General features: G+C 46.7%; 21 protein-coding genes. All 21 read left to right on the forward strand.

What is annotated here, in order from left to right; genetic code table 11:
- The first annotated feature begins 48 nt into the window (after positions 1 to 48).
- The gene (gene spoIIR, locus C0979_RS10440; protein WP_101695927.1) at positions 49 to 762 is read left to right on the forward strand and encodes a stage II sporulation protein R; all 714 of its coding nucleotides are present in this window, start codon (positions 49 to 51) and stop codon (positions 760 to 762) included.
- Positions 759 to 1943, forward strand: a complete 1185-nt coding sequence (locus C0979_RS10445; RefSeq protein ID WP_101695928.1) for a cation diffusion facilitator family transporter — start codon at positions 759 to 761, stop codon at positions 1941 to 1943. The genes spoIIR and C0979_RS10445 overlap by 4 nt, the downstream gene beginning before the upstream one ends.
- On the forward strand, positions 1930 to 2652 hold the full coding sequence (locus C0979_RS10450) for an acyl-[acyl-carrier-protein] thioesterase (protein ID WP_101695929.1): 723 nt from the start codon (positions 1930 to 1932) through the stop codon (positions 2650 to 2652). The genes C0979_RS10445 and C0979_RS10450 overlap by 14 nt, the downstream gene beginning before the upstream one ends.
- A 96-nt stretch (positions 2653 to 2748) precedes the next feature.
- Positions 2749 to 3588 carry a CvfB family protein gene (locus C0979_RS10455; RefSeq protein ID WP_101695930.1) on the forward strand — a complete coding sequence of 280 codons (840 nt, stop codon included), beginning with the start codon at positions 2749 to 2751 and terminating at the stop codon, positions 3586 to 3588.
- Positions 3589 to 3627: 39 nt separating this feature from the next.
- A complete protein-coding gene (locus tag C0979_RS10460) occupies positions 3628 to 3861 on the forward strand; it encodes a polya polymerase (RefSeq protein WP_101695931.1) in 234 nt (77 codons plus the stop codon).
- A gap of 146 nt (positions 3862 to 4007) precedes the next feature.
- The gene (locus C0979_RS10465; RefSeq protein WP_101695932.1) at positions 4008 to 7484 is read left to right on the forward strand and encodes a DNA polymerase III subunit alpha; all 3477 of its coding nucleotides are present in this window, start codon (positions 4008 to 4010) and stop codon (positions 7482 to 7484) included.
- 63 nt (positions 7485 to 7547) lie between these two features.
- The gene (pfkA, locus tag C0979_RS10470; RefSeq protein ID WP_101695933.1) at positions 7548 to 8525 is read left to right on the forward strand and encodes a 6-phosphofructokinase; all 978 of its coding nucleotides are present in this window, start codon (positions 7548 to 7550) and stop codon (positions 8523 to 8525) included.
- A 183-nt stretch (positions 8526 to 8708) separates the two neighbouring features.
- Positions 8709 to 9530, forward strand: coding sequence for a glutamate racemase (gene murI, locus C0979_RS10475; protein ID WP_101695934.1), 822 nt, complete (start codon positions 8709 to 8711; stop codon positions 9528 to 9530).
- A 4-nt stretch (positions 9531 to 9534) separates the two neighbouring features.
- Positions 9535 to 9981: a YwiB family protein gene (locus C0979_RS10480; RefSeq protein ID WP_101695935.1), complete on the forward strand. Its 447-nt coding sequence runs from the start codon at positions 9535 to 9537 to the stop codon at positions 9979 to 9981.
- A 43-nt stretch (positions 9982 to 10024) separates the two neighbouring features.
- A complete protein-coding gene (locus C0979_RS11900; RefSeq protein WP_159459876.1) occupies positions 10025 to 10201 on the forward strand; it encodes a DUF6472 family protein in 177 nt (58 codons plus the stop codon).
- Positions 10202 to 10245: 44 nt separating this feature from the next.
- Positions 10246 to 10755 carry a GNAT family N-acetyltransferase gene (locus C0979_RS10485; protein WP_200816263.1) on the forward strand — a complete coding sequence of 170 codons (510 nt, stop codon included), beginning with the start codon at positions 10246 to 10248 and terminating at the stop codon, positions 10753 to 10755.
- 245 nt (positions 10756 to 11000) lie between these two features.
- Positions 11001 to 11570 (forward strand): glycerol-3-phosphate responsive antiterminator, encoded by a 570-nt coding sequence (locus tag C0979_RS10490; RefSeq protein WP_101695936.1) that lies wholly within the window; start codon positions 11001 to 11003, stop codon positions 11568 to 11570.
- Positions 11571 to 11642: 72 nt separating this feature from the next.
- Positions 11643 to 13139 (forward strand): glycerol kinase GlpK, encoded by a 1497-nt coding sequence (gene glpK, locus C0979_RS10495; RefSeq protein ID WP_101695937.1) that lies wholly within the window; start codon positions 11643 to 11645, stop codon positions 13137 to 13139.
- Positions 13140 to 13155: 16 nt separating this feature from the next.
- Positions 13156 to 13866: an MIP/aquaporin family protein gene (locus C0979_RS10500; protein WP_101695938.1), complete on the forward strand. Its 711-nt coding sequence runs from the start codon at positions 13156 to 13158 to the stop codon at positions 13864 to 13866.
- Between the two features lie 167 nt (positions 13867 to 14033).
- On the forward strand, positions 14034 to 15470 hold the full coding sequence (locus C0979_RS10505; protein WP_101695939.1) for an NAD(P)/FAD-dependent oxidoreductase: 1437 nt from the start codon (positions 14034 to 14036) through the stop codon (positions 15468 to 15470).
- Positions 15471 to 15506: 36 nt separating this feature from the next.
- The gene (locus C0979_RS10510; RefSeq protein ID WP_101695940.1) at positions 15507 to 16772 is read left to right on the forward strand and encodes an NAD(P)/FAD-dependent oxidoreductase; all 1266 of its coding nucleotides are present in this window, start codon (positions 15507 to 15509) and stop codon (positions 16770 to 16772) included.
- Between the two features lie 3 nt (positions 16773 to 16775).
- On the forward strand, positions 16776 to 17138 hold the full coding sequence (locus C0979_RS10515; protein WP_101695941.1) for a DUF1667 domain-containing protein: 363 nt from the start codon (positions 16776 to 16778) through the stop codon (positions 17136 to 17138).
- A 141-nt stretch (positions 17139 to 17279) separates the two neighbouring features.
- A complete protein-coding gene (locus C0979_RS10520) occupies positions 17280 to 18683 on the forward strand; it encodes a uracil-xanthine permease family protein (protein WP_101695942.1) in 1404 nt (467 codons plus the stop codon).
- 218 nt (positions 18684 to 18901) lie between these two features.
- Entirely contained in the window at positions 18902 to 19705 is an 804-nt protein-coding gene (locus C0979_RS10525) for an FAD binding domain-containing protein (protein WP_101695943.1), read from the forward strand.
- A gap of 3 nt (positions 19706 to 19708) precedes the next feature.
- Positions 19709 to 20191 carry a (2Fe-2S)-binding protein gene (locus C0979_RS10530; protein ID WP_101695944.1) on the forward strand — a complete coding sequence of 161 codons (483 nt, stop codon included), beginning with the start codon at positions 19709 to 19711 and terminating at the stop codon, positions 20189 to 20191.
- A 1-nt stretch (position 20192) separates the two neighbouring features.
- The gene (locus C0979_RS10535) at positions 20193 to 22484 is read left to right on the forward strand and encodes a xanthine dehydrogenase family protein molybdopterin-binding subunit (RefSeq protein ID WP_101695945.1); all 2292 of its coding nucleotides are present in this window, start codon (positions 20193 to 20195) and stop codon (positions 22482 to 22484) included.
- Positions 22485 to 22508: the final 24 nt, after the last annotated feature.

Here is a 22508-nt window from a genome sequence, read left to right on the forward strand (position 1 = left end):
AAGTTACTGGAAAGAATCTCTCTATCAGGACAGGGAGGTTCGATACATATGGAAGACAGGAAGACAGGAAAGAATACAAAGAAATGGATCTGCATGGCGGCAGCTGTAGGAATCGCGCTTTTTCTGACGGGATTGTTGGCGGGAGAACGAACCCGTATGGTGCAGGCGAAGGTGGCGAAGACGCAGGAATCGCTTGCAGAAGAGGTTTTCCGTTTCCATGTGCTTGGGAACAGCGACAGTCGTAAAGATCAGGAAGTGAAGCTCAAGGTGCGGGATGCCGTGATCGACTATATGAAGCGGGATATGGGAGAGTGGGAAGACGTATCAGGTGGAGAAGATGCCGCTAAGGCGGAAGCGACAAAGCGCTGGGCCAAGACCCATCTTCGTAAAATCGAAGATACAGCAAATCAGGTACTGGAAGAGGAAGGATATTCCTACCGTGCAAAAGCGGAAGTCACCACCTGCTACTTCCCGGACAAGCGGTACGGAGACGTGCTGTTTCCGGAAGGGGAGTATGAGGCCTTAAGGATCAAGCTTGGGAAGGCGAAAGGGCGCAACTGGTGGTGTGTACTGTATCCCAATCTCTGCTTTATGAATTCTACCTGCGCGGTGGTAGAGGAAGACGGAAAGAAAGTATTGAAAGAAGCGCTGACAGCCGAGGAATATGAGATGGTAACGGCAGCTTCAGACTTTAAGATAAAATGGTTTTTCTTCGGAGACAAGGAGAAGGACGAGAAGATACATGGAGGCAATCAAAAATGACAGAATTTTTAGTGAAACATTTTGTGAAGGATTATGAGGAGATCGAGAAGGTGTCCGTCCGCACAGCCTACGGCGTATTGGCAAGTGCGGTGGGCATCTTTTGTAACGTTTTGCTGTTCATTGTGAAATGTGCAGTTGGATTTTTCTTAAACAGTATTTCCGTTATGGCAGATGCATTCAACAACCTGTCGGATGCAGGCTCTTCGGTAGTCGGGCTTGTGGGGGTAAAGATGGCAAGCAAACCGGCGGATGAAGATCATCCCTTCGGACATGGAAGGATCGAGTATATTTCCGCGTTGGTGGTGGCGTTTCTGGTACTGCAGGTTGGCTTTACTTTCTTCAAGGATTCTATTGGGAAGATTCGGGAGCCGGAAGAAATGAAGTTCCAGCTGATATCGGTGGTCATCCTGATTCTCTCGGTGGGTGTGAAGCTTTGGATGGGAATGTTCAACCGCAGACTTGGGAAGAAGATCGACTCCAAGGTGATGCTGGCGACGGCGACGGATGCCATGGGAGATGTGGCGACTACTTCTGTTACGATTCTGTCAATTCTGTTTTGGAAACTGACGGGAATGAATATTGACGGATTCGTGGGAATTATCGTTTCATTGGTTGTGATGTGGGCAGGAATCGGAATTGCCAGAGATACTTTAGAGCCGTTGATTGGCGAGGCGGTAGCGCCGGAAGAATATGTTCGTATCTCACGGTTTGTCGAGAAATATGAAGGGATCGTTGGAAGTCACGATCTGATTGTACATAATTACGGACCGGGAAGAAGCATGGCTTCTATTCATGCAGAGGTTCCCAATGATGTGGATATCGAAGTTTCCCATGAGGTGATCGACCGGATTGAGCGGGATGCGGCGAAGAAGCTTGGCATTTTCCTGGTAATTCATATGGATCCGGTAGAGACCAGGGACAAGCACGTGCTGGAAGTGAAAAATCAGGTGGTGGAAGTTCTGGCGGCGCTGGATCCGGCCGTGTCTATCCATGATTTCCGAATGGTAGACGGGAAAGAGCAGATCAATCTGATCTTCGACATGGTGGTGCCGTTTGAATACGACCATCAGAAACAGGAAGAACTCAAGGATTCTCTGAAACGGCTGCTGAAAATGCATGACAGCCGATATGAGTTTGCGATGACGGTAGAAAGGAGTTACGTGGCAAGTGCAAAGAACTAATCAATATACATTTGACAGCAGAGTAAGATTTAGCGAAGTGGATCATACCAAGCAGATGACGCTTCCGGGAATCATTAATTATTTTCAGGACTGCAGTACGTTTCAGTCTGAAAGCCTGGGATATGGGGTAGACTATTTCACGAATTATGGGAAGGCCTGGGTATTGTCCTACTGGCAGGTAGAAGTAAAACGGTATCCGGCGATGGGAGAAAAGATCAAAGTCTCTACCTGGGCGACGGAGTTTAGCGGGCTTCTGGGGCTTCGTAACTTCTGTATGCAGGATGAAACGGGAGAGGTGGTTGCCTATGCCAATTCGGTATGGGCGTATATGGATCTTAAGAAAGGAAGGCCATGCCGTCCGTCAAAAGAGGAGGTTGCAGCGTATGGAATCGGAGCCCCTCTTGAGATGGAATATAAATCAAGGAAAATTGATCTGCCAAAAGAGACGAAAGAAGGGGATGCGTTTCCGGTGCGAAGATACCACATTGATACCAATGAGCATGTGAATAACTGTCAGTACGTTCAGATGGCATTGGAGATGATCCCGGAAGACAGCAAGATAAAGGAACTGCGTGTGGAATACAAGAAGTCGGCAGTTCTAGGGGATGTGATTTATCCGAAAGTGGCGATGGAAGAAGAGCGGATGGTAGTGGAGCTGTGCGACGAAGGAGGAAATTCTTACGCGGTGGTAGAACTTAAGGAAGAATAGGCGAAGGAGTCTGGGAAAGTTTCCGTTGAGTTTTACAGAGGATATGCGTATAATGCAGATAGAAGAAAAGAAGTAAAATCCGGGGAGGAGATTGAGATGAGATTAGCGGATGAGCTGGGAAAAAGACGACAGTTAATGGTAGTGAAAAAGGTAGACTTTGGCGTTTATCTTGGTACCAATGATGATAAAGTGCTGCTTCCGAAAAAGCAGGTGCCAAAGGATATAGAAGTGGGAGATCCGATAGAAGTATTTCTGTATAAGGATTCTTCAGATCGATTGATTGCCACAACGCAGGAACCAAAGATCACGCTGGATCAAATGGCGGTTCTTAAGGTGGTTGATACCGGGAAGATCGGGGCGTTCCTGGATTGGGGACTGGAAAAGGATCTGCTGCTTCCATTCAGAGAGCAGACAGCGAAAGTGAAAAAAGGCGACGAAGTATTGGTGTCACTCTATGTGGATAAATCAGGAAGACTTTGTGCAACCATGAAGATTTACCATAAGCTAAAGACAGACTCCCCTTATAAAAAGGATGACCAGGTGGAAGGAATTGTCTATGAGCTCAGCGATAATTTCGGTGTTTTCGTAGCAGTGGACAATCAGTATTCCGCATTGATTCCCAAGAGGGAAGACGGCGGCAGGCTGAAGGTGGGCGATCGGGTACATGCCCGTGTTTCTAAAGTAAGAGAAGATGGAAAGCTGGACTTAAGCGTGCGGGAAAAGGCTTTCCTTCAGATGGATGCAGATGCAGATGCCATCGTGAAGCGGATGGAGGAATACGGCGGAAAACTGCCGTTTACAGATAAGGCAGATCCGGAATTGATCAAAAAGGAATTTGGATTTAGCAAGAACGCATTCAAGCGTGCAGTGGGACGGCTTCTGAAAGAAGGAAGAGTGGAAATTTTCGAGAAATCTATTGAATTTGTGGAAAAATAAGGTAGAATATAGATAATACCTTGAAAGGAGAGCGAAGAGATGAAAGTACAGAATATTTCTGATATTGATGGATTTTTTAAAGTGGTAGATGCCTGCAGCGGAAAAGTAGAGCTGGTAACAGGAGAAGGCGACAGATTAAATCTGAAATCAAAATTATCTCAGTATGTATCGATGGCGAACATCTTCTCTAATGGAGAGATTCCAGAGCTTGAGATTATTGCATATGAGAAAGAAGATATCGATAGACTGGTTAGTTTTATGATTAACGGTTAAGGATGAAGAAGGGGAAATACGAAGCCTTAAAGGGGGGGATGTATTTCCCCTTTTTTCTATGCTTGGATTTTTTGCTGAATTTTGCTATAGTATAGGGATAAGACGGCGGTAACTGGCAAATAGTGAGATTAGAAAGCAGGAAAAATATGAGTTTTGCACATCTTCATGTCCATACAGAGTACAGTCTTTTGGACGGTTCAAATAAGATCAAAGAATGTGTCGCGCGGGTGAAAGAGCTTGGCATGGACAGCGTGGCGATTACGGACCACGGCGTGATGTTCGGCGTGATCGATTTCTATCGCGCGGCGAAGGCGGAAGGGATCAAGCCGATTCTGGGGTGTGAAGTCTATGTGGCTCCCGGGTCAAGATTTGATAAAGAACCCGGAGTGCGCGGTGAGGATCGTTATTATCATTTGGTGCTATTGGCGGAAAATGATCAGGGATATCACAATCTGATGAAAATTGTATCGCGGGGATTCACAGAAGGATATTATTATAAACCGCGTGTGGATATGGAGGTATTAAGAGAGTTCCACGAAGGAATCATTGCGCTCAGTGCGTGTCTGGCGGGAGAGGTTCAGAAGAATGTCCTTCGGGGAATGTATGAAGAAGGAAAGGCGGCGGCTCTTCGCTATCAGGAGATTTTCGGAGAGGGGAACTTCTTTTTGGAGCTTCAGGATCACGGCATGCAGGAACAGAAGCAGGTGAATCAGTCGCTCCTTCGGATGTCGCAGGAGACGAGGATCCCTCTGGTGGCGACCAATGACGTTCATTATACGTATGCGGAAGATGAGAAGCCTCACGATATGCTTCTTTGTATTCAGACGGGAAAGAAGCTGGCAGATGAGGATCGGATGCGCTATGAGGGCGGTCAATATTATATTAAGTCGGAAGAAGAGATGAAAGGGCTCTTCCCCTACGCGCTGGAAGCTCTTGAGAATACGCAGAAGATTGCGGACCGCTGTAACGTAGAGATTGAGTTTGGTGTTACGAAGCTTCCGAAATACGATGTGCCGGAAGGCTATACATCATGGGAATACTTGAATAAGCTTTGTTATGAAGGGCTAAAAAAGCGATATCCGGACGGAGATGACTCCTTAAAAGAGCGGCTGGAGTATGAATTATCCGTGATCAAATCCATGGGATATGTGGATTACTTCCTGATCGTATGGGACTTTATCAAGTATGCGAAAGACCATGGAATTATGGTCGGTCCGGGAAGAGGATCAGCGGCGGGAAGTATTGTGTCCTACTGCCTGGAAATTACCAGCATTGATCCGATTAAGTATCAGCTTCTGTTCGAGCGCTTCCTGAATCCGGAGCGTGTGTCCATGCCCGATATTGACGTGGATTTCTGTTTTGAGAGGCGTCAGGAAGTGATTGACTATGTGGTGAGAAAATATGGCTCCGACCGGGTGGTGCAGATTGTCACCTTTGGTACCATGGCGGCGCGGGGCGTGATCCGAGATGTAGGACGTGTCATGGATCTTCCCTATGCATTTGTAGATTCGATTGCGAAAATGGTTCCGACAGAGCTGAATATGACGCTGGATCGTGCACTGACGATGAATCAGGAATTAAAAAAGCTGTATCAGGAAGATGCTCAGGTGCAGGAGCTTATCGATATGTCCAGACGTTTGGAAGGACTGCCAAGACATACATCTATGCATGCGGCGGGAGTCGTTATCAGTCAGAAATCTGTCGATGAATATGTTCCGTTGTCTCTTGGGTCTGACGGATCGGTAACCACGCAGTTTACCATGACGACACTGGAAGAGCTTGGACTTCTGAAAATGGACTTCCTGGGACTTCGGACGCTGACGGTGATTCAGGATGCAGCGAAGCTGGCAGAGAAGAGTTCGGGGAAGGCAATCGACATGGGCGCCATCGATTATAATGATAAGAAGGTGCTGGACTCCATTGGAAGTGGAAAGACGGAAGGCGTATTCCAGTTGGAAAGCGGCGGCATGAAGAACTTTATGAAGGAATTAAAACCGCAGAATCTGGAAGATATTATCGCGGGAATTTCCCTGTACCGTCCAGGTCCGATGGATTTTATTCCGCAGTATATCAAAGGAAAGACGCATCCGGAAGAGATTACCTATGACTGTCCGCAGTTAGAGCCGATTCTGGAGCCGACCTACGGCTGTATCGTTTATCAGGAGCAGGTAATGCAGATTGTGCGGGATCTGGCAGGATATACGCTTGGCCGAAGCGATCTTCTGCGCCGTGCCATGTCGAAGAAAAAGGGCGATGTGATGCAGAAGGAACGTCAGAACTTTGTCTATGGGAATAAAGAGGAAGGCGTGCCGGGCTGCATCGCCAATGGAATCGATGAGAAGACGGCAAATAAGATCTACGATGAGATGATCGACTTTGCGAAATATGCTTTTAACAAATCCCATGCGGCGGCATATGCGGTGGTGGCCTATCAGACGGCGTGGCTGAAATATTATTATCCGGTAGAATTCATGGCAGCTTTAATGACATCTGTAATTGATAATCCGGGAAAGGTCTCGGAATATATTTACACCTGTAAGCAGATGGGAATTGCAGTGCTTCCGCCGGATATCAACAAGGGAGAGGGGAATTTCTCCGTTGATAATGGCAATATCCGTTATGGATTGGCGGCAATTAAAAGTATCGGAAAACCGGTTATTCACGCTATTTTGGAGGAACGAAAAGCCGGAGGACCGTTTAAGACGCTGAAGGATTTCATTGAGCGTCTGTCCAGTCGGGAAGTGAACAAACGAACCATTGAAAGCTTTATTAAGTCAGGTGCGTTTGACAGCCTGGGGGGAACGAGAAAGCAGTTTATGATGGTCTATGTGAAGATCTTAGACCAGGTAAATCAGGAGAGAAAATACTCTATGACAGGGCAAATGTCCTTGTTTGACATGGTATCGGACGAGCAGAAATCAGAGTTTGATATTCCGCTTCCGGATGTGGGCGAGTATGAGAAAGAGACGAAGCTTGCGTTTGAAAAAGAAGTGGTAGGCGTCTACTTAACGGGCCATCCATTAGAAGACTATGCAGAAAAATGGAAGAAAAATATCTCCAAGACGACGCTTGATTTTCAGGTGGATGAAGAGACCGGGCACGCCAAAGTTTATGACGGGGCGAAAGAGATTGTAGGCGGAATGATTTCAACAAAAACAATCAAGTATACGAAGAATAATAAAACCATGGCATTTATCACTTTGGAAGATCTGGTCGGATCGGTAGAAGTGGTGATTTTTCCGAAGGATTATGAGAGGAATCAGCAGTATCTGACGGAGGAGAATAAAGTATTTATCAAAGGGCGGGTATCGGAGGAAGATGACGCGCCAAGTAAACTGATCTGTGAGACGGTGATTCCGTTTGCGCAGACAAAGCAGGAATTGTGGCTTCAGTTTCCGGATAAGGAAACGTATCTGGCAAGGGAAAAGGAGCTTTTAGATCTGATGAAGGATTCGGATGGTTCGGCATCTGTAGTGATTTATATCCGCAAGGAAAAAGCGGTAAAAAGGCTTCCGGCGAATCGAAATGTGCAGATTGATGAGGTGTTATTAAGCAGATTGACGAATTATATAGGAGAATCTTGTATAAAAGTAATAGAAAAACCCATTGAAAAGCTGAATTAATTCCTGTACAATGTAGCACGTGAGAAAGTAATGGAATGAAATAAATACGATGGAGGAATAATCATGGCAGACAAAGTAATACGTACGATCGGTGTATTGACAAGTGGCGGAGATGCTCCTGGTATGAATGCAGCAATCCGTGCGGTAGTAAGAACAGCATTAGGGAAAGGTCTGAAAGTCAGAGGAATCAGAAAAGGATACCAGGGACTTTTAAATGAAGAGATTATTGATTTATCCGCCAGAGACGTATCTGATACTATTCAGCGTGGAGGAACGATTCTCCAGACAGCGCGCTGCGACGAGATGCGTACGGAAGAAGGACAGCAGAAAGCGGCAGCAATTTGTAAGAAATATGGAATTGATGGTCTGGTAGTGATCGGCGGAGACGGATCTTTCGCGGGAGCACAGAAACTGTCAAATCTTGGAATTAATACAATTGGTATTCCAGGTACCATTGATCTTGATATCGCATGTACCGAGTATACAATTGGATTTGATACAGCAGTAAATACTGCAATGGAAGCAATTGACAAGGTTCGCGATACTTCTACTTCCCATGAGAGATGTTCTGTAATCGAAGTAATGGGAAGAGATGCAGGATGGCTGGCTCTGTGGTGCGGTATTGCCAATGGTGCAGAGCGTATTCTGATGCCGGAAGAGCATGACTATGATGAAGCGGCGATTATTGCAGATATTCAGGAGTGCAGAAAGCGCGGCAAGAAGAATTACATCATCATCAATGCAGAAGGTATCGGTGATTCTCTGAACATGGCAAAGAGAATTGAAGAAGCTACAGGTATGGAGACTAGAGCAACGATCATCGGTCACATGCAGAGAGGTGGAAGCCCATCTTGTAAAGACCGTGTCTATGCGTCTATTATGGGAGCTATGGCAGTGGATCTTCTGTTAGAAGGAAAGACAAACCGTGTGGTAGGATTCAAGCACGGCGAGTATGTGGATTTTGATATCAATGAAGCGCTGAAGATGCAGAAGCAGATTCCGGCATATCAGTATGAGATTGCCAAAGAACTGGCATTATAGAATCCGATGGAATAAGATGGCAGTATGCCTAAGAAGACAGTGTCTTGATGGACACTGTCTTTTTTGCACTGAAGGATTATCTGCGGTACAGGGATTATCCGTGGCAATCCCTTGCAATTGTGCCGGGTAACCGTTACAATATTGAGTAATGTTAGATGAAAGGTAGTAAAGGAGATCGATATTGTGGAGATAGAAAATAGAAAGGCGGCGCCGATCGGAGTGTTCGATTCGGGAATCGGCGGACTGACGGTGACAAGGGAGATTATGCGCCAGCTTCCGGATGAAAATATCGTGTATTTTGGGGATACGGCAAGAGTGCCCTACGGAAGTAAATCAAAGGAGAATATTATCCGATTTTCCAGGCAGATTGTCCGCTTTTTAAAAACGTGTCATGTAAAGGCAATTGTAGTGGCCTGTAATACGGCCAGCGCTTTGGCGCTTGATACACTCAGACAGGAGACGGACATTCCGGTTATGGGAGTCGTAGAACCGGGAGCGAGAGCGGCCGTCAGGGAAACCAGGAATGGCAAGATCGGCGTGATTGGAACGGAGGCAACGATCCGAAGCGAGATGTATACCCAGGTGATCCGCCGGATGCTGCCGGATGCAGAAGTGATCGGGAATCCCTGCCCATTGTTCGTACCGCTGGTGGAAGAAGGGTTTGCGAAGCATAAGATTGCCGAAGAGGTAATCGATATTTATCTTTCGGAATTAAGGAAAACAGATATTGACACAATGATTTTGGGGTGTACCCATTATCCGCTTCTGCGTTCTCGTATTATGGAATACTTTGGAGATGCGGTACATATCGTCAATCCGGCATATGAGACGGCGATGGAGTTAAAAGCGATGCTGGAAGAAAAAGAGATGGCGCACCCTGTTGGCGGAGAGGCTTCTTATGAATTTTATGTTAGTGATGCGGCGGAGAAATTTACAAAATTTGCGAATTCCATTCTTACATATGATGTGGCGGCAACAAAGCTGGTGAATATAGAGGAGTATTAGAAGAATGACAAAAGATGTATTGCTGAGTATATCCGGTCTTCACTATGATGTGACCGGAATGGTACAGGAAGAAGAACAGGAAACCATTGAGGTGATTACTCCTGCAGCCTATTATTACAAAAATGGGAAGCATTATGTAATTTACGATGAGGTTGTAGAAGGCATGCCGGGGGTAATTAAGAATAAGATCAAGATCTATGAAGACGGGAAGCTTGAAATTATGAAGAGCGGGCTGTCCAATACCCATATGACCTTTGAACGGGAGAAGATCAACATGACGGAGTACGAGACTCCTTATGGGAAACTGATGATTGGAATTCATACCCGGGAGCTGGCTGTGGAAGCAGAAGAGAAGAAGATCCATGTTCATGTGAATTATGCACTGGATGTGAACGGAGATCAGATTGCAGACTGTAATATCGAGATGAATGTAAAAGCATTGGATCATTAAGATTCAATGCTTTTGTAGAAGAAGGTCAGGAGGAGATATCGTTATGGCAATGAACTGTGACTATTGTTCCAATTATATCTACGATGAGGAGGACGACTGCTATTATTGCGACGTCAATCTGGATGAGGATGAATATTACCGATTGGTGCATAACAATTATAAGAACTGCCCATATTACCGATCAAATGACGATTATAAGATTGTGCGCCACCAAATGTAGAAGGGGCAGAATGAGCAGAAAGAATGTCAAAGGAGAAGATAGAGATGAACGATTTGGAAAAGCGATTTGAGTTCCGGGATATCCGGCAGGAAGAGAAGGATCAGGCGGCAGCGATCGAGCAGGCATGCTTCCCTCCGACAGAGGCATGCTCTGAGAAAATGATGTTCGACAGAGTCGCGCGTGCGCCGGAATTGTTCCTGGTAGCGGTGGACCGCAGCACAGGGAAGCTTGCCGGATTCTTAAACGGGCTTGCAACCGATGAGGAAGTATTCAGAGATGAATTCTTTGTGGATGCAGAGCTTTATAATCCCGATGGGAAGAATGTGATGCTGTTAGGGCTGGATGTGCTTCCTTCGTATAGAAGGCAGGGGCTTGCCAGTGAGATTATGCGCCGTTATGTGGAACGGGAGAGAAAGAAAGGAAGAAGCAAATTGATTCTGACTTGTCTGGATTCCAGGGTTCCTATGTATGAGAAAATGGGATATCAAAACCATGGCGCAGCCAATTCATCCTGGGGAGGAGAAGCATGGAACGAGATGAGTTATCTTCTGTAAAAGGTTGTTTCCGGAAGGCTTTTGCGCATAATACACAAAAAGGCTTATAAATAATTGTGAAATGATACAAAAAAATATAGAATACGAAACTTATCTTGTATAAGATGACGGATTGTGTTATAGTTAACTCAATTGAAAGACGTGTGCTGAGATGAGGAGAGCAAAATGAGACAACAGAGATGTTGTTTTTCGTTTTGCTCTTTTTTGCTTTATAGGAAACTTTTTGCTGGATAAAGGGGCGAATTATGAAACAGGAATATTACGATATTGTAGAAGCCAATCCGGTTATTGCGGCAGTAAAAGATCAGGAAGGTTTAGAAACATGCTGCAGACTGGAAGAGATCCAAGTGGTGTTCATTCTTTTTGGAAATATCTGTACGATTTCAGAGATTGTAAGAAGAGTGAAGGAAGCGGGAAAGATGGCGGTTGTTCATATAGACCTGATTGGCGGGCTGGGATCGAAGGAGATTGCCGTAGATTTTATTAACAGTCAGACGGAGGCAGATGGAATTATCAGTACGAAGCCGCCAATGATCGAACGAGGCCGAAAGCTTGGGATGTTCACGATCCTTCGATACTTTCTGATAGACTCTCTGGCGCTTACCAATATCAGACATCCACAGCACAGCACGAAGCCGGATATGATAGAAGTGCTACCGGGGTTGATGCCTGAAATGATCAGGAGGATCTGTAAATCAACCAAAACGCCCATTATCGCAGGCGGCTTAATTGAAGATAAGGACGCTGTGATGGCGGCTCTCTCGGCGGGAGCGATTGCAGTATCTACAACGAATCCGGGAGTTTGGGAATTATAGAATCAGATCACCGAATGATGGTGGTTTAGATAAAAAACATGGTGTGGGGACACCAAAAAGGAGGAAAAGAACATGGCAAAATATGTAATGGCTCTGGATGCAGGAACGACGAGTAACCGGTGTATTCTTTTTAATGAAAAAGGGGAAATGTGCAGTGTGGCACAGCGGGAATTCACCCAGTATTTCCCACAGCCGGGCTGGGTAGAGCATGACGCAGATGAGATCTGGGCAAGTCAGCTTGGTGTTGCGGTTGAGGCAATGAGTGTAATCGGAGCGACGGCAGAAGATATTGCGGCAATCGGAATTACGAACCAGAGAGAGACTTCTATTGTGTGGGATAAGAATACAGGAGAGCCAGTTTATCATGCCATTGTGTGGCAGTGCAGAAGAACATCCGAATATTGCGACTCGCTGAAAGAAAAAGGACTGACCGAGAAATTCAGAGAGAAGACAGGACTTGTAATCGACGCATACTTCTCTGGTACGAAGGTAAAATGGATCCTGGATAACGTTCCGGGAGCAAGAGAAAAGGCAGAGCGCGGAGATTTGTTGTTTGGAACGGTTGAGACATGGCTGATCTGGAAGCTGACCAAAGGTGCAGTGCATGTAACGGATTACTCCAATGCATCCAGAACGATGTTGTTCAACATCAATACCTTAGAGTGGGATGATGAGATTCTGGCGGAGCTTAACATTCCGAAATGTATGCTTCCGGAAGTGAAGCCATCAAGCTGTGTATATGGGGAAGCAGATCCTTCTTACCTTGGAGGCCCAATTCCGATTGCAGGAGCAGCAGGAGATCAGCAGGCAGCATTGTTCGGACAGACCTGTTTCAACGCAGGAGAGGCGAAGAATACATACGGAACAGGATGTTTCCTGTTAATGAATACAGGAGAAAAGCCGGTATTTTCCAAAAACGGACTGGTTACGACTATTGCCTGGGGCTTAGATGGAAAAGTAAACTATGCATTGGAAGGTTCTATCTTCGTAGCAGGAGCGGCAATTCAGTGGTTGCGAGATGAGATGCGCCTCATTGACTCCGCACCGGATTCTGAATACATGGCAAAGAAAGTAAAAGATACCAACGGCTGCTATGTAGTTCCGGCATTTACCGGACTTGGCGCGCCACATTGGGACCAGTATGCGAGAGGAACGATTGTAGGAATTACTCGTGGCGTTAACAAGTATCATATTATTCGGGCAACTCTGGAATCTCTGGCATACCAGACCAACGATGTGTTAAAGGCGATGGAAGCAGACTCTGGCATTACATTAAGTTCTCTGAAGGTAGACGGCGGCGCAAGCGCCAACGACTTCCTGATGCAGACGCAGGCAGATATTATCAATGCTCCTGTAAACCGTCCACAGTGCGTGGAGACAACGGCGATGGGCGCAGCTTATCTGGCAGGATTGGCAGTGGGATATTGGAGCAGTAAGGAAGATGTGATTCATAACTGGGCAATTGATAAGACTTTTGCACCATCTATCGATGAAGCAAGCAGAACAAGCCGGATTGCCGGTTGGGACAAAGCTGTGAAATATGCATACGGCTGGGCAAAAGAAGAGTAAGAAGGAGGGATGACAAATGTTGCCATATATTGCTGAATTTATAGGAACAATGCTTTTGATTCTGTTAGGTGATGGAGTTGTTGCAAATGTAAATCTTAACAAATCTGGAATGAAGGGCGGAGGCAGTGTTCAAATTACGCTTGCATGGGGACTTGCGGTTCTGATTCCAGCATATATATTTGGGGTGGCTTCAGGAGCATCCTTTAACCCGGCGCTTACGCTTGCACTGGCGGTAGATGGAAGCTTTGCATGGTCGATGGTACCGGGATATCTCGTGGCACAGTTCGCAGGCGCCTTTGTTGGAGCGATACTGGTTTATATCCTATTCAAAGGACAGTTTGATGCGACGGAAGATCAGAAGACGAAATTGGGGGTGTTCTGTACCAGCCCATCCATTCCAAATCTTACATTAAATATTTTAAGTGAAGCGATTGGAACGTTTGTATTAGTATTTGCAATCAAAGGACTTGCCAATGTACCGGATATTGCAAGTGGAGTAGATAAACTGTTCGTATTTGGAATTATCGTATCCGTAGGTATGTCTTTGGGCGGCTTGACCGGTTATGCAATCAATCCGGCGCGTGACTTGGGACCGCGTCTTGCACACACCATTCTGCCAATCAAAGGAAAAGGTGATTCCAACTGGGGATATGCGATCGTTCCGCTGGCGGGACCAATCATTGGAGCGATTGCAGCCGTATTACTTTATGGAGCGATTCCGTGGTAAAATTATTGTCAGAAATACCATATTAGAAGTATCGTATTAGAAATGCTGTATTAGCAATATAGGAATCGATAAAAAGAAGACAGTATATGAGCACGGGAGCGTAAGAAGCATCCGGCGTCGGTAAGGAAACGCCGGATCCTCCCGTCAGGAAAGGAGATAGAAAGGTAATGTATGATGTAATTATAATAGGAGGCGGAGTATCAGGGGCGGCGGCAGCGAGAGAACTTTCCCGCTATCAGGTCAAGGCCTGCGTACTGGAGAAGGAAGAAGATGTGTGCTGCGGAACATCCAAAGCAAACAGCGCAATTGTGCATGCCGGTTACGATGCGGCGACAGGATCTCTGATGGCAAAATTGAACGTACAGGGAAATGAGATGATGGAGCAGCTTTCTAAAGATCTGGATTTTCCTTTCCAGAGACGGGGCTCTCTTGTGATCTGTCTTTCCGAAGAAGACATGCCGGAGCTTCAGGCGCTGTATGACCGTGGAGTGGCGAACGGCGTCAAGGGCCTTCAGATTTTGAACCGGGAAGAGGTTCTTGAGATGGAACCTAACGTAGTAGATCAGGTTTACGCAGCTTTGTATGCACCGACGGCTGGGATCGTCTGCCCGTTCCATCTGAATATTGCATTGGCTGAAAATGCATACGCAAATGGAGTTGACTTCCGATTCAATACAGAAGTATTGGATATTAAAAAAATGGAAGAGGGATATGAACTGATTACCAACCGCGGAATTTATCATACCAGATATGTGGTGAATGCGGCGGGTGTGTATGCAGATCGTTTTCACAATATGGTCAGCGAGCATAAAATCCACATCACGCCAAGGCGCGGAGATTACTGTCTGTTAGACAAGAGCGCAGGAACGCATGTAAGCCGCACCATCTTTTCCCTTCCTACTAAAAAAGGAAAAGGCGTGCTGGTAACACCGACGGTACATGGAAATCTGCTGGTAGGACCGACTGCTATTGATATTGAAGATAAGGAAGGAACTAACACGACCAAAGAAGGAATGGATCAGGTCATTACGAAAGCAGGGCAGAATGTGAAGAATCTTCCAATGCGTCAGGTCATTACATCTTTTGCAGGCCTTCGGGCGCATGAAGATGGCCATGAGTTTATCATCGAAGAGGTGGAAGATGCGAAAGGCTTTATCGATTGCGCAGGAATTGAATCTCCGGGACTTACCAGCTGTCCGGCTATCGGTGTGATGGTGGCAGATCTCCTAAAGGAGAAGATGGGGCTTGTAAAGAAAGAGAATTTCATTGCCACCAGAAAAGGAATTCTTGATCCGGATACCTTGTCAAAAGAAGAGAGAAAAGCTCTGATCAAAGAAAATCCGGCATATGGAAATATCATCTGTCGTTGTGAGATGGTCACAGAGGGTGAGATTATCGATGCGATCCGTCGTCCGCTGGGCGCCCGTTCTTTGGATGGAGTGAAGAGAAGAACAAGAGCTGGAATGGGACGATGCCAGTCAGGCTTTTGTTCTCCGAGAACGATGGAAATTCTGGCACGGGAATGTGGCATGAGTATGTTTGATATTACAAAGTCCGGCGGAAAATCACAGATCGTGGTTGGAACCAACAAGGATGTATTGTAGAGACACTGGATGCGAAAAGAAAGGAAGGATTCGAACATGAAACAGTATGATATTGTAATCATCGGCGGCGGTCCTGCCGGTCTGGCAGCGGCAGTCTCTGCAAAGAACAGCGGAATAGACAGTATTTTGATTCTGGAGCGTGACAAGGAACTGGGCGGAATTTTGAATCAGTGTATTCACAATGGATTTGGGCTTCATACCTTTCAGGAGGAGTTGACCGGACCGGAGTATGCGTCCAGATTTATTGAACAGGTTGAGGATCTGAAAATTGAATATAAGCTAAATACCATGGTAATGGACATCACAGAAGACAAACTGGTAACGGCTATGAACCGGGAAGAAGGTTTGTTTGAGATTCAGGCAAAAGCAGTGATTCTGGCAATGGGATGCCGGGAGCGTTCCAGAGGAGCGCTGAACATTCCGGGATACCGTCCGGCGGGGATTTACTCTGCAGGAACTGCGCAGCGGCTGGTGAATATGGAAGGGTTTATGCCGGGACGGGAAGTAGTCATTTTAGGATCCGGCGATATTGGACTGATTATGGCAAGACGGATGACGTTAGAAGGCGCGAAGGTAAAGGTGGTGTCAGAGTTGATGCCATATTCCGGAGGGTTGAAGCGAAATATCGTACAGTGCTTAGATGACTATGGAATTCCATTGAAGCTTAGTCACACCGTTGTCGATATTAAAGGAAAGGAACGCTTAGAAGGGGTTACATTGGCAGAGGTAGACCAGAAAGGAAAGCCAATTTCGGGAACCGAGGAATTCTACTCCTGCGATACCCTGCTTCTGTCGGTTGGTCTGATTCCGGAAAATGAGATTTCAGGCGGAATGGGTGTGGAGATGAACCCGGTAACGTCTGGACCGAAGGTGAACGAGAGTCTGGAAACTAATATAGAAGGTGTATTTGCATGTGGAAACGTACTCCATGTACATGATCTGGTTGACTTTGTATCCGAGGAAGCGGCTTCTGCAGGAAAGAATGCGGCTGCTTATGTAAGAGAAGGAGATCGGCTGGAGAATGAGAAGGAGATTGTCTTAAATCCGGTAGAGGGCGTACGCTACACGGTACCGGGAACCATCTGCGTGAACCGGATGGATGAGAAACTGACGGTAAGATTTCGCGTGGGCGGCGTGTTTAAAAATTGTTACGTAAGCGCGTATTTTGATGAGGAGCGAGTGATTCACAGAAAGCGTCAGGTGGTAGCGCCAGGCGAGATGGAACAGATTCAGCTCACCAAAGAAATGCTGCTGAAGTATCCGGATCTGAAAACGATTACGGTGAAGATTGAGGAGGCGTAAGAGATGGAAGTAAGAAATCTGACATGTATCAGCTGCCCGATGGGCTGTGCACTTACGGCGACACTGGAAGGTGGAGAAGTAATCAGTGTTACCGGCAATACCTGTAAGCGCGGCGATATCTATGCAAGAAAAGAAGTGACCAATCCAACCCGAATCGTTACGTCAACGGTACGTGTGACGGGAGGAACGGCAGATATGGTTTCCGTAAAGACGAAAGAAGATATTCCAAAGGGAAAGATTTTTGACTGTGTAACTGCACTGAAGGATGTGACGGTGCAGGCTCCGGTGAAAATCGGTGATGTAATTCTATCAGATGTAGCCGGAACCGGAGTGGATATCATAGCAACAAAATCGGTGGAAGTTTAAAAGACTTCCACCTTTCTTATGAATACCCATTAAAAATACTAATGATCGATCTAGTAGTCCGTCATTGACGTATATTTTCTCCTTTTGCTATAATGGGTGCGCAAAAATGTCAAAATAGGAACAAAGGAAAAGAGAGAAAATATGGAAAAGAAATATGCAACCCCTTATGAAATGGAGGGAAAACTTCCGCTGAAACAGGCGATTCCCCTTGGACTTCAGCATGTGCTTGCGATGTTCGTGGGAAACTTAACGCCGTTGATTTTGATTACCGGAGGTGCAGGATGCGCGTTGAATGACAGCGCTCTTTTGGTTACCCTTCTGCAGAATGCAATGCTGATTGCGGGAGTCGTAACATTGATTCAGGTTTTTGCAATCGGTCCGGTAGGTGCAAAGCTTCCAATCGTTATGGGAACCAGTTCCGGATTTATCGGAGTGTGCAACAGTGTGGCAGTTGGAATTGGCGGCGGAAGCTATGCTTATGGCGCGATTATGGGAGCTTCCCTGTTGGGAGGATTGTTTGAAGGTGTGCTTGGCTTTTGCCTGAAGCCTCTGCGGAAATTCTTCCCGGCGATTGTAACAGGAACGGTGGTGCTGTCCATCGGGCTGTCTTTGATTTCGGTCGGTGTAGGATCTTTTGGAGGCGGTGCGAACAATGGAGACTTCGGATCTCTTGAGAACTTGTTTGTAGGATTTGTGGTATTGGTTGTGATCGTAGCGTTAAAGCATGGAACCAAAGGAATCACCAGTTACGCGTCTATTTTTATCGGAATCATTGTAGGCTATATTGTAGTAACTATTATGGCGCAGGTACTTCCGACGACTTACGAATATGTGAACGCGGCAGGTGAGACCATTACCGCAACGAAATCCTGGGTATTAGACTGGCAGCAGGTGAAGGATGCAAGCTGGTTTGCCGTTCCGAAGCTTCTTCCGGTTGGGCTGAAATTTGATGCAAGAGCGATCATTCCAATTGGAATCATGTTTATCGTGACGGCAGTAGAGACGGTGGGAGATATCTCTGGAATTACCGAAGGCGGTATTGGAAGAGAGGCTACCGATAAAGAACTTTCCGGTGGTGTAGTCTGTGATGGATTGGGATCAGCGCTGGCAGCAGTATTTGGTGTGCTGCCGAACACTTCTTTCAGTCAGAATGTGGGACTGATTACCATGACGAAGGTTGTGAACAAATTTGCCATTGCCATTGGTGGTGGATTCCTGATCGCCTGCGGATTATTCCCGAAACTGGCAGCAATCATCTCCATTATGCCGGACAGCGTACTTGGCGGTGCAGCCGTGATGATGTTCTCATCCATCGTAGTAAGCGGTATTCAGCTGGTAACGAAGAATCCGGTAACGGCAAGAAGCGTTACGATTCTGTCTGTTGCACTGGGACTGGGATATGGTTTGGGAGCGAATACAACCATTCTGCAGCATATGCCGGATCAGATTCAGCTGATCTTCGGAGGCTCAGGTATTGTACCGGCTGCAGTTGTTGCAATCCTCTTAAATGTGATTCTTCCGGCGGAGAAGGAGCATAAAGCGTAAGAGTGTAAAGGCAATCAGAAGTGATCCTGAATATTAGGATATCAGGATATCAGAAATAGTGAATAGTAAATACTGTGTGGGAACTTTCCGAAATTTTTTGAGGAATTTCCTGCGCAGTATTTTTTCTTGCTATCTCCTACAATACCAATTACAATAAAAATGAAAAGAATTGTTTTGAAAAACGATAGAAGAGCGATCTGAAAGATACAGGAGGATGTATGATTACGATTCAGAATTATAGAAAGGTAGAGGATCTGGCAGAAGCTTATGAACTGAACCAGAAAAAAGCCAACCGCATTGTGGGCGGTATGATGTGGCTTAGAATGAGCAAGGGGCGGGTGCAGACGGCAATTGATCTGTCTGGACTTGGGCTTGATACTATTGAAGAGGATGAACAGGAATTTCGCATTGGATGCATGACAACTCTTCGGCAGCTGGAACTGCATGAAGGACTTCAGAAGTATTTTGGCGGAGCCGTAAGAGAAAGTGTGCGCCATATTGTGGGCACTCAGTTCCGCAACGGGGCAACCGTAGGCGGCAGTATCTTCGGACGGTTTGGATTTTCGGATGTGCTGACTTGCTTTCTTGCCATGGACAGCTATGTAGAACTGTATCAGGGCGGAATTGTGCCGTTGCGTGAATTTGTACAGATGGAAAGAGACCGTGATATCCTGGTGCGTCTGATTGTGAAAAAAGATGGAAGAAAGGCGGTCTGTCTGTCAGAACGTGCGTGCAGTACCGATTTCCCGATTCTTGTCTGTGCAGTATCAATATCAGAGGGAAGGGTTGAGGTAGCCATCGGCGCAAGACCGATGAAGGCAGAGGTGGTAACCCTTGCGGAAATGGCAGAAGATCAGGCGTTGGCTGAACTTACGGAAGATAAGATAGAAGAATTGGCAGAAAAGGCGGCAGAAAGCTTCCGGTTTGGAAGCAATATGCGCGGAAGCGCTCAGTATCGTCAGCATCTTGCGTATGTGCTGGTGAAGCGCGGACTGAAAAAATTGTGGAAAGAGGAGGCGTAGGACATGGAGATACAGTTTATTTTAAATGGAAAGAAAACGACCGCAGAAGCGGCGGATGGAACCATGCTGCTTCTGCTTCTTCGAAGTCTTGGATGCTACAGTGTGAAATGCGGATGCGAAACAACCAACTGCGGACTTTGTACCGTGTGGATTGACGGGGTACCAAGCCTGTCATGCTCCGTGCTTGCAGCCAGAGTAGAAGGAAAACAGGTGACAACATTGGAGGGACTTCAGGAGGAAGCGGAAGAATTTGCCGCTTTCCTGGCAGCAGAAGGGGCAGAACAGTGTGGATTCTGTTCTCCGGGATTTGTGATGAACGTGCTGGCGATGGTGCGGGAACTTTCGGATCCTACGGAAGAAGAAATCAAAGAATATCTGGCGGGAAATCTGTGCCGGTGTACGGGATACATGGGACAGCTTCGCGCTATTAAAAAGTATATGAGCCAGAAGAAAGAGAATGCGGACATGGGAAAGGAGGGCGTGTAAGATGAAGTACGTAAATCAAGCGGTTCCGAAAGTAGATTCCAAGGCATTGATTACCGGAAAACCGGTGTATACCGACGATCTGGCGCCGAAGGACTGTCTTGTGGTGAAGGTGCTTCGAAGCCCTTATGCTCATGCATTGATTCAGGATATTAAGATGGACACGGCGATGAAGGTACCGGGAATCGTCTGTATTCTGACCTACAAGGACTGCCCGAACAAGCGGTTTACCATGGCAGGACAGACCTATCCGGAGCCAAGCCCTTACGACCGCCTGATCTTAGATCAGAGGGTGCGCTTCGTGGGGGATGCGGTGGCAATTGTGGCCGGAGAGACAGAGGAAGCGGTAGACCGCGCCATGAAGATGGTGAAGGTTACTTATGAAGTGTTAGAGCCGGTGCTGGATTTCAGAAGCGCGAAGGACAATGAAGTTTTGGTGCATCCGGAAGATAATTGGGAGAGCCTGTGCCCGGTAGGAGCGGACAACAAAAGAAACCTATGTGCCAGTGAAGAGAATATACACGGAGATCTGGAAGGGACCTTTGCAAAATGTAAATACGTTGTGGAAGAGACTTATCATACGAAAGCCAATCAACAGGCCATGATGGAGACTTTCCGCACTTATACCTATATGGATGTGTACGGAAGATTAAACGTAGTGTCATCTACGCAGGTTACCTTCCATGTTCGGAGGATTCTTGCGACGGCGCTCGATCTTCCAAAGTCCAAGATTCGCGTAATAAAGCCAAGAATCGGAGGCGGTTTTGGAGCGAAGCAGACGGTGGTGACGGAAGTTTATCCGGCTCTGGTTACCATGAAGACCGGGCGTGCGGCCAAGATCGTTTATACCAGAGAAGAGTCTATGATTGCATCTTCTCCAAGGCATGAGATGGAGATTACCGTTCGAGTGGGAGCGGATGAACAGGGAATCATCAAGGCGATGGATGTCTATACATTGTCTAATACCGGAGCATTCGGCGAACATGGACCGACGACAGTAGGGCTTTCCGGTCATAAGTCTATTCCGCTTTATGGAAATATTGAGGCATTTCGGTTTGCATTTGACGTCGTTTATACCAATGTGATGTCAGCCGGCGCGTACAGAGGATACGGCGCGACACAGGGAATCTTTGCAGTAGAGTCGGCAGTGGACGAGCTGGCGGCGAAGATGGGTGTCTCTGCAATGGAACTTCGGGAGAAGAATCTTGTGAAAGAAGGGCAGATCATGCCGGCATATTATAATGAACCGGCAAATAGCTGCGCACTTGACCGCTGCCTTGCGAGAGCGAAAGAAATGATCGGATGGGATGAAAAATATCCGGTGCGTGACATGGGAAATGGAAAAGTACGAAGCGTAGGAGCGGCTATGGCAATGCAGGGCTCCGGCATATCCGGCGTGGATACGGGCTCCGTAGCGATCAAAGTCAATGATGATGGATTCTACAGCTTGATGATCGGCGCTTCCGATATGGGAACGGGCTGCGACACCATTCTTGCACAGATGGCGGCAGACTGTCTGGATTGTGAGATGGATCAGATTATCGTGTCAGGCGTGGATACGGATGTGTCTCCGTATGACTGCGGATCTTATGCGTCCAGTACGACCTATGTAACCGGAATGGCAGTGGTGAAGACTTGTGAGATGCTGCGTAAGAAGATTGTGGAACGCGGCGCACAGTATCTGGAAATTCCGGCAGAGGAAGCAGAATTTGACGGGAAGAAGGTAGTACATCTTCCGAGTGGAAAAAAGATTTCCTTAAAAGAGATTGGAAATCGGGTGATGTGCAGCAGCAATGATCCGCTGATGGCATCCGAGGCAAGCTCTTCTCCGATCTCTCCGCCGCCATTTATGGCAGGAATTGCAGAGATTGAGCTGGATAAAGAAACCGGGAAAGTGGAACTGATCGACTACGTAGCAGTGGTAGACTGCGGAACAGTGGTGAATCCGGCGCTTGCAAGAGTACAGGTGGAAGGCGGAATTGCTCAGGGAATCGGAATGGCGCTCTATGAAGATGTAGTTTACAATAAAGATGGAAAGAACTTCAGTAATTCATTTATGCAGTATAAGATTCCGACTCGTTTGGATGTGGGAACGGTGCGTGTTGAATTCGAGAGCAGTTATGAGCCGACGGGACCGTTTGGTGCAAAATCAATCGGAGAGATTGTAATCAACACACCGTCTCCGGCAATTGCCAATGCGATCTATAATGCGTCTCATGTGCGGCTTAGAGAGCTGCCGATGACGGCAGAGAAGGTTTACATGGGAATGCAAAAGCTTCAAAAGGCAGAAGTCTAGAGGCTGCCCGGAAGTTGTCTAGAA

This window comes from Dorea phocaeensis, from assembly GCF_900240315.1.
Lineage (GTDB): Bacteria > Bacillota > Clostridia > Lachnospirales > Lachnospiraceae > Dorea_B > Dorea_B phocaeensis.

Coding starts and splice junctions, on each gene's coding strand:
- C0979_RS10525 (WP_101695943.1), top strand. CDS start 18,902: ATGATTACGATTCAGAATTATAGAAAGGTAGAGGATCTGGCAGAAGCT.
- C0979_RS10505 (WP_101695939.1), top strand. CDS start 14,034: ATGTATGATGTAATTATAATAGGAGGCGGAGTATCAGGGGCGGCGGCA.
- C0979_RS10465 (WP_101695932.1), top strand. CDS start 4,008: ATGAGTTTTGCACATCTTCATGTCCATACAGAGTACAGTCTTTTGGAC.
- C0979_RS10530 (WP_101695944.1), top strand. CDS start 19,709: ATGGAGATACAGTTTATTTTAAATGGAAAGAAAACGACCGCAGAAGCG.
- C0979_RS10535 (WP_101695945.1), top strand. CDS start 20,193: ATGAAGTACGTAAATCAAGCGGTTCCGAAAGTAGATTCCAAGGCATTG.
- C0979_RS10445 (WP_101695928.1), top strand. CDS start 759: ATGACAGAATTTTTAGTGAAACATTTTGTGAAGGATTATGAGGAGATC.
- C0979_RS10460 (WP_101695931.1), top strand. CDS start 3,628: ATGAAAGTACAGAATATTTCTGATATTGATGGATTTTTTAAAGTGGTA.
- glpK (WP_101695937.1), top strand. CDS start 11,643: ATGGCAAAATATGTAATGGCTCTGGATGCAGGAACGACGAGTAACCGG.
- pfkA (WP_101695933.1), top strand. CDS start 7,548: ATGGCAGACAAAGTAATACGTACGATCGGTGTATTGACAAGTGGCGGA.
- C0979_RS10455 (WP_101695930.1), top strand. CDS start 2,749: ATGAGATTAGCGGATGAGCTGGGAAAAAGACGACAGTTAATGGTAGTG.
- C0979_RS10480 (WP_101695935.1), top strand. CDS start 9,535: ATGACAAAAGATGTATTGCTGAGTATATCCGGTCTTCACTATGATGTG.
- C0979_RS10500 (WP_101695938.1), top strand. CDS start 13,156: ATGTTGCCATATATTGCTGAATTTATAGGAACAATGCTTTTGATTCTG.
- C0979_RS11900 (WP_159459876.1), top strand. CDS start 10,025: ATGGCAATGAACTGTGACTATTGTTCCAATTATATCTACGATGAGGAG.
- C0979_RS10515 (WP_101695941.1), top strand. CDS start 16,776: ATGGAAGTAAGAAATCTGACATGTATCAGCTGCCCGATGGGCTGTGCA.
- C0979_RS10510 (WP_101695940.1), top strand. CDS start 15,507: ATGAAACAGTATGATATTGTAATCATCGGCGGCGGTCCTGCCGGTCTG.
- C0979_RS10520 (WP_101695942.1), top strand. CDS start 17,280: ATGGAAAAGAAATATGCAACCCCTTATGAAATGGAGGGAAAACTTCCG.
- spoIIR (WP_101695927.1), top strand. CDS start 49: ATGGAAGACAGGAAGACAGGAAAGAATACAAAGAAATGGATCTGCATG.
- C0979_RS10485 (WP_200816263.1), top strand. CDS start 10,246: ATGAACGATTTGGAAAAGCGATTTGAGTTCCGGGATATCCGGCAGGAA.
- C0979_RS10490 (WP_101695936.1), top strand. CDS start 11,001: ATGAAACAGGAATATTACGATATTGTAGAAGCCAATCCGGTTATTGCG.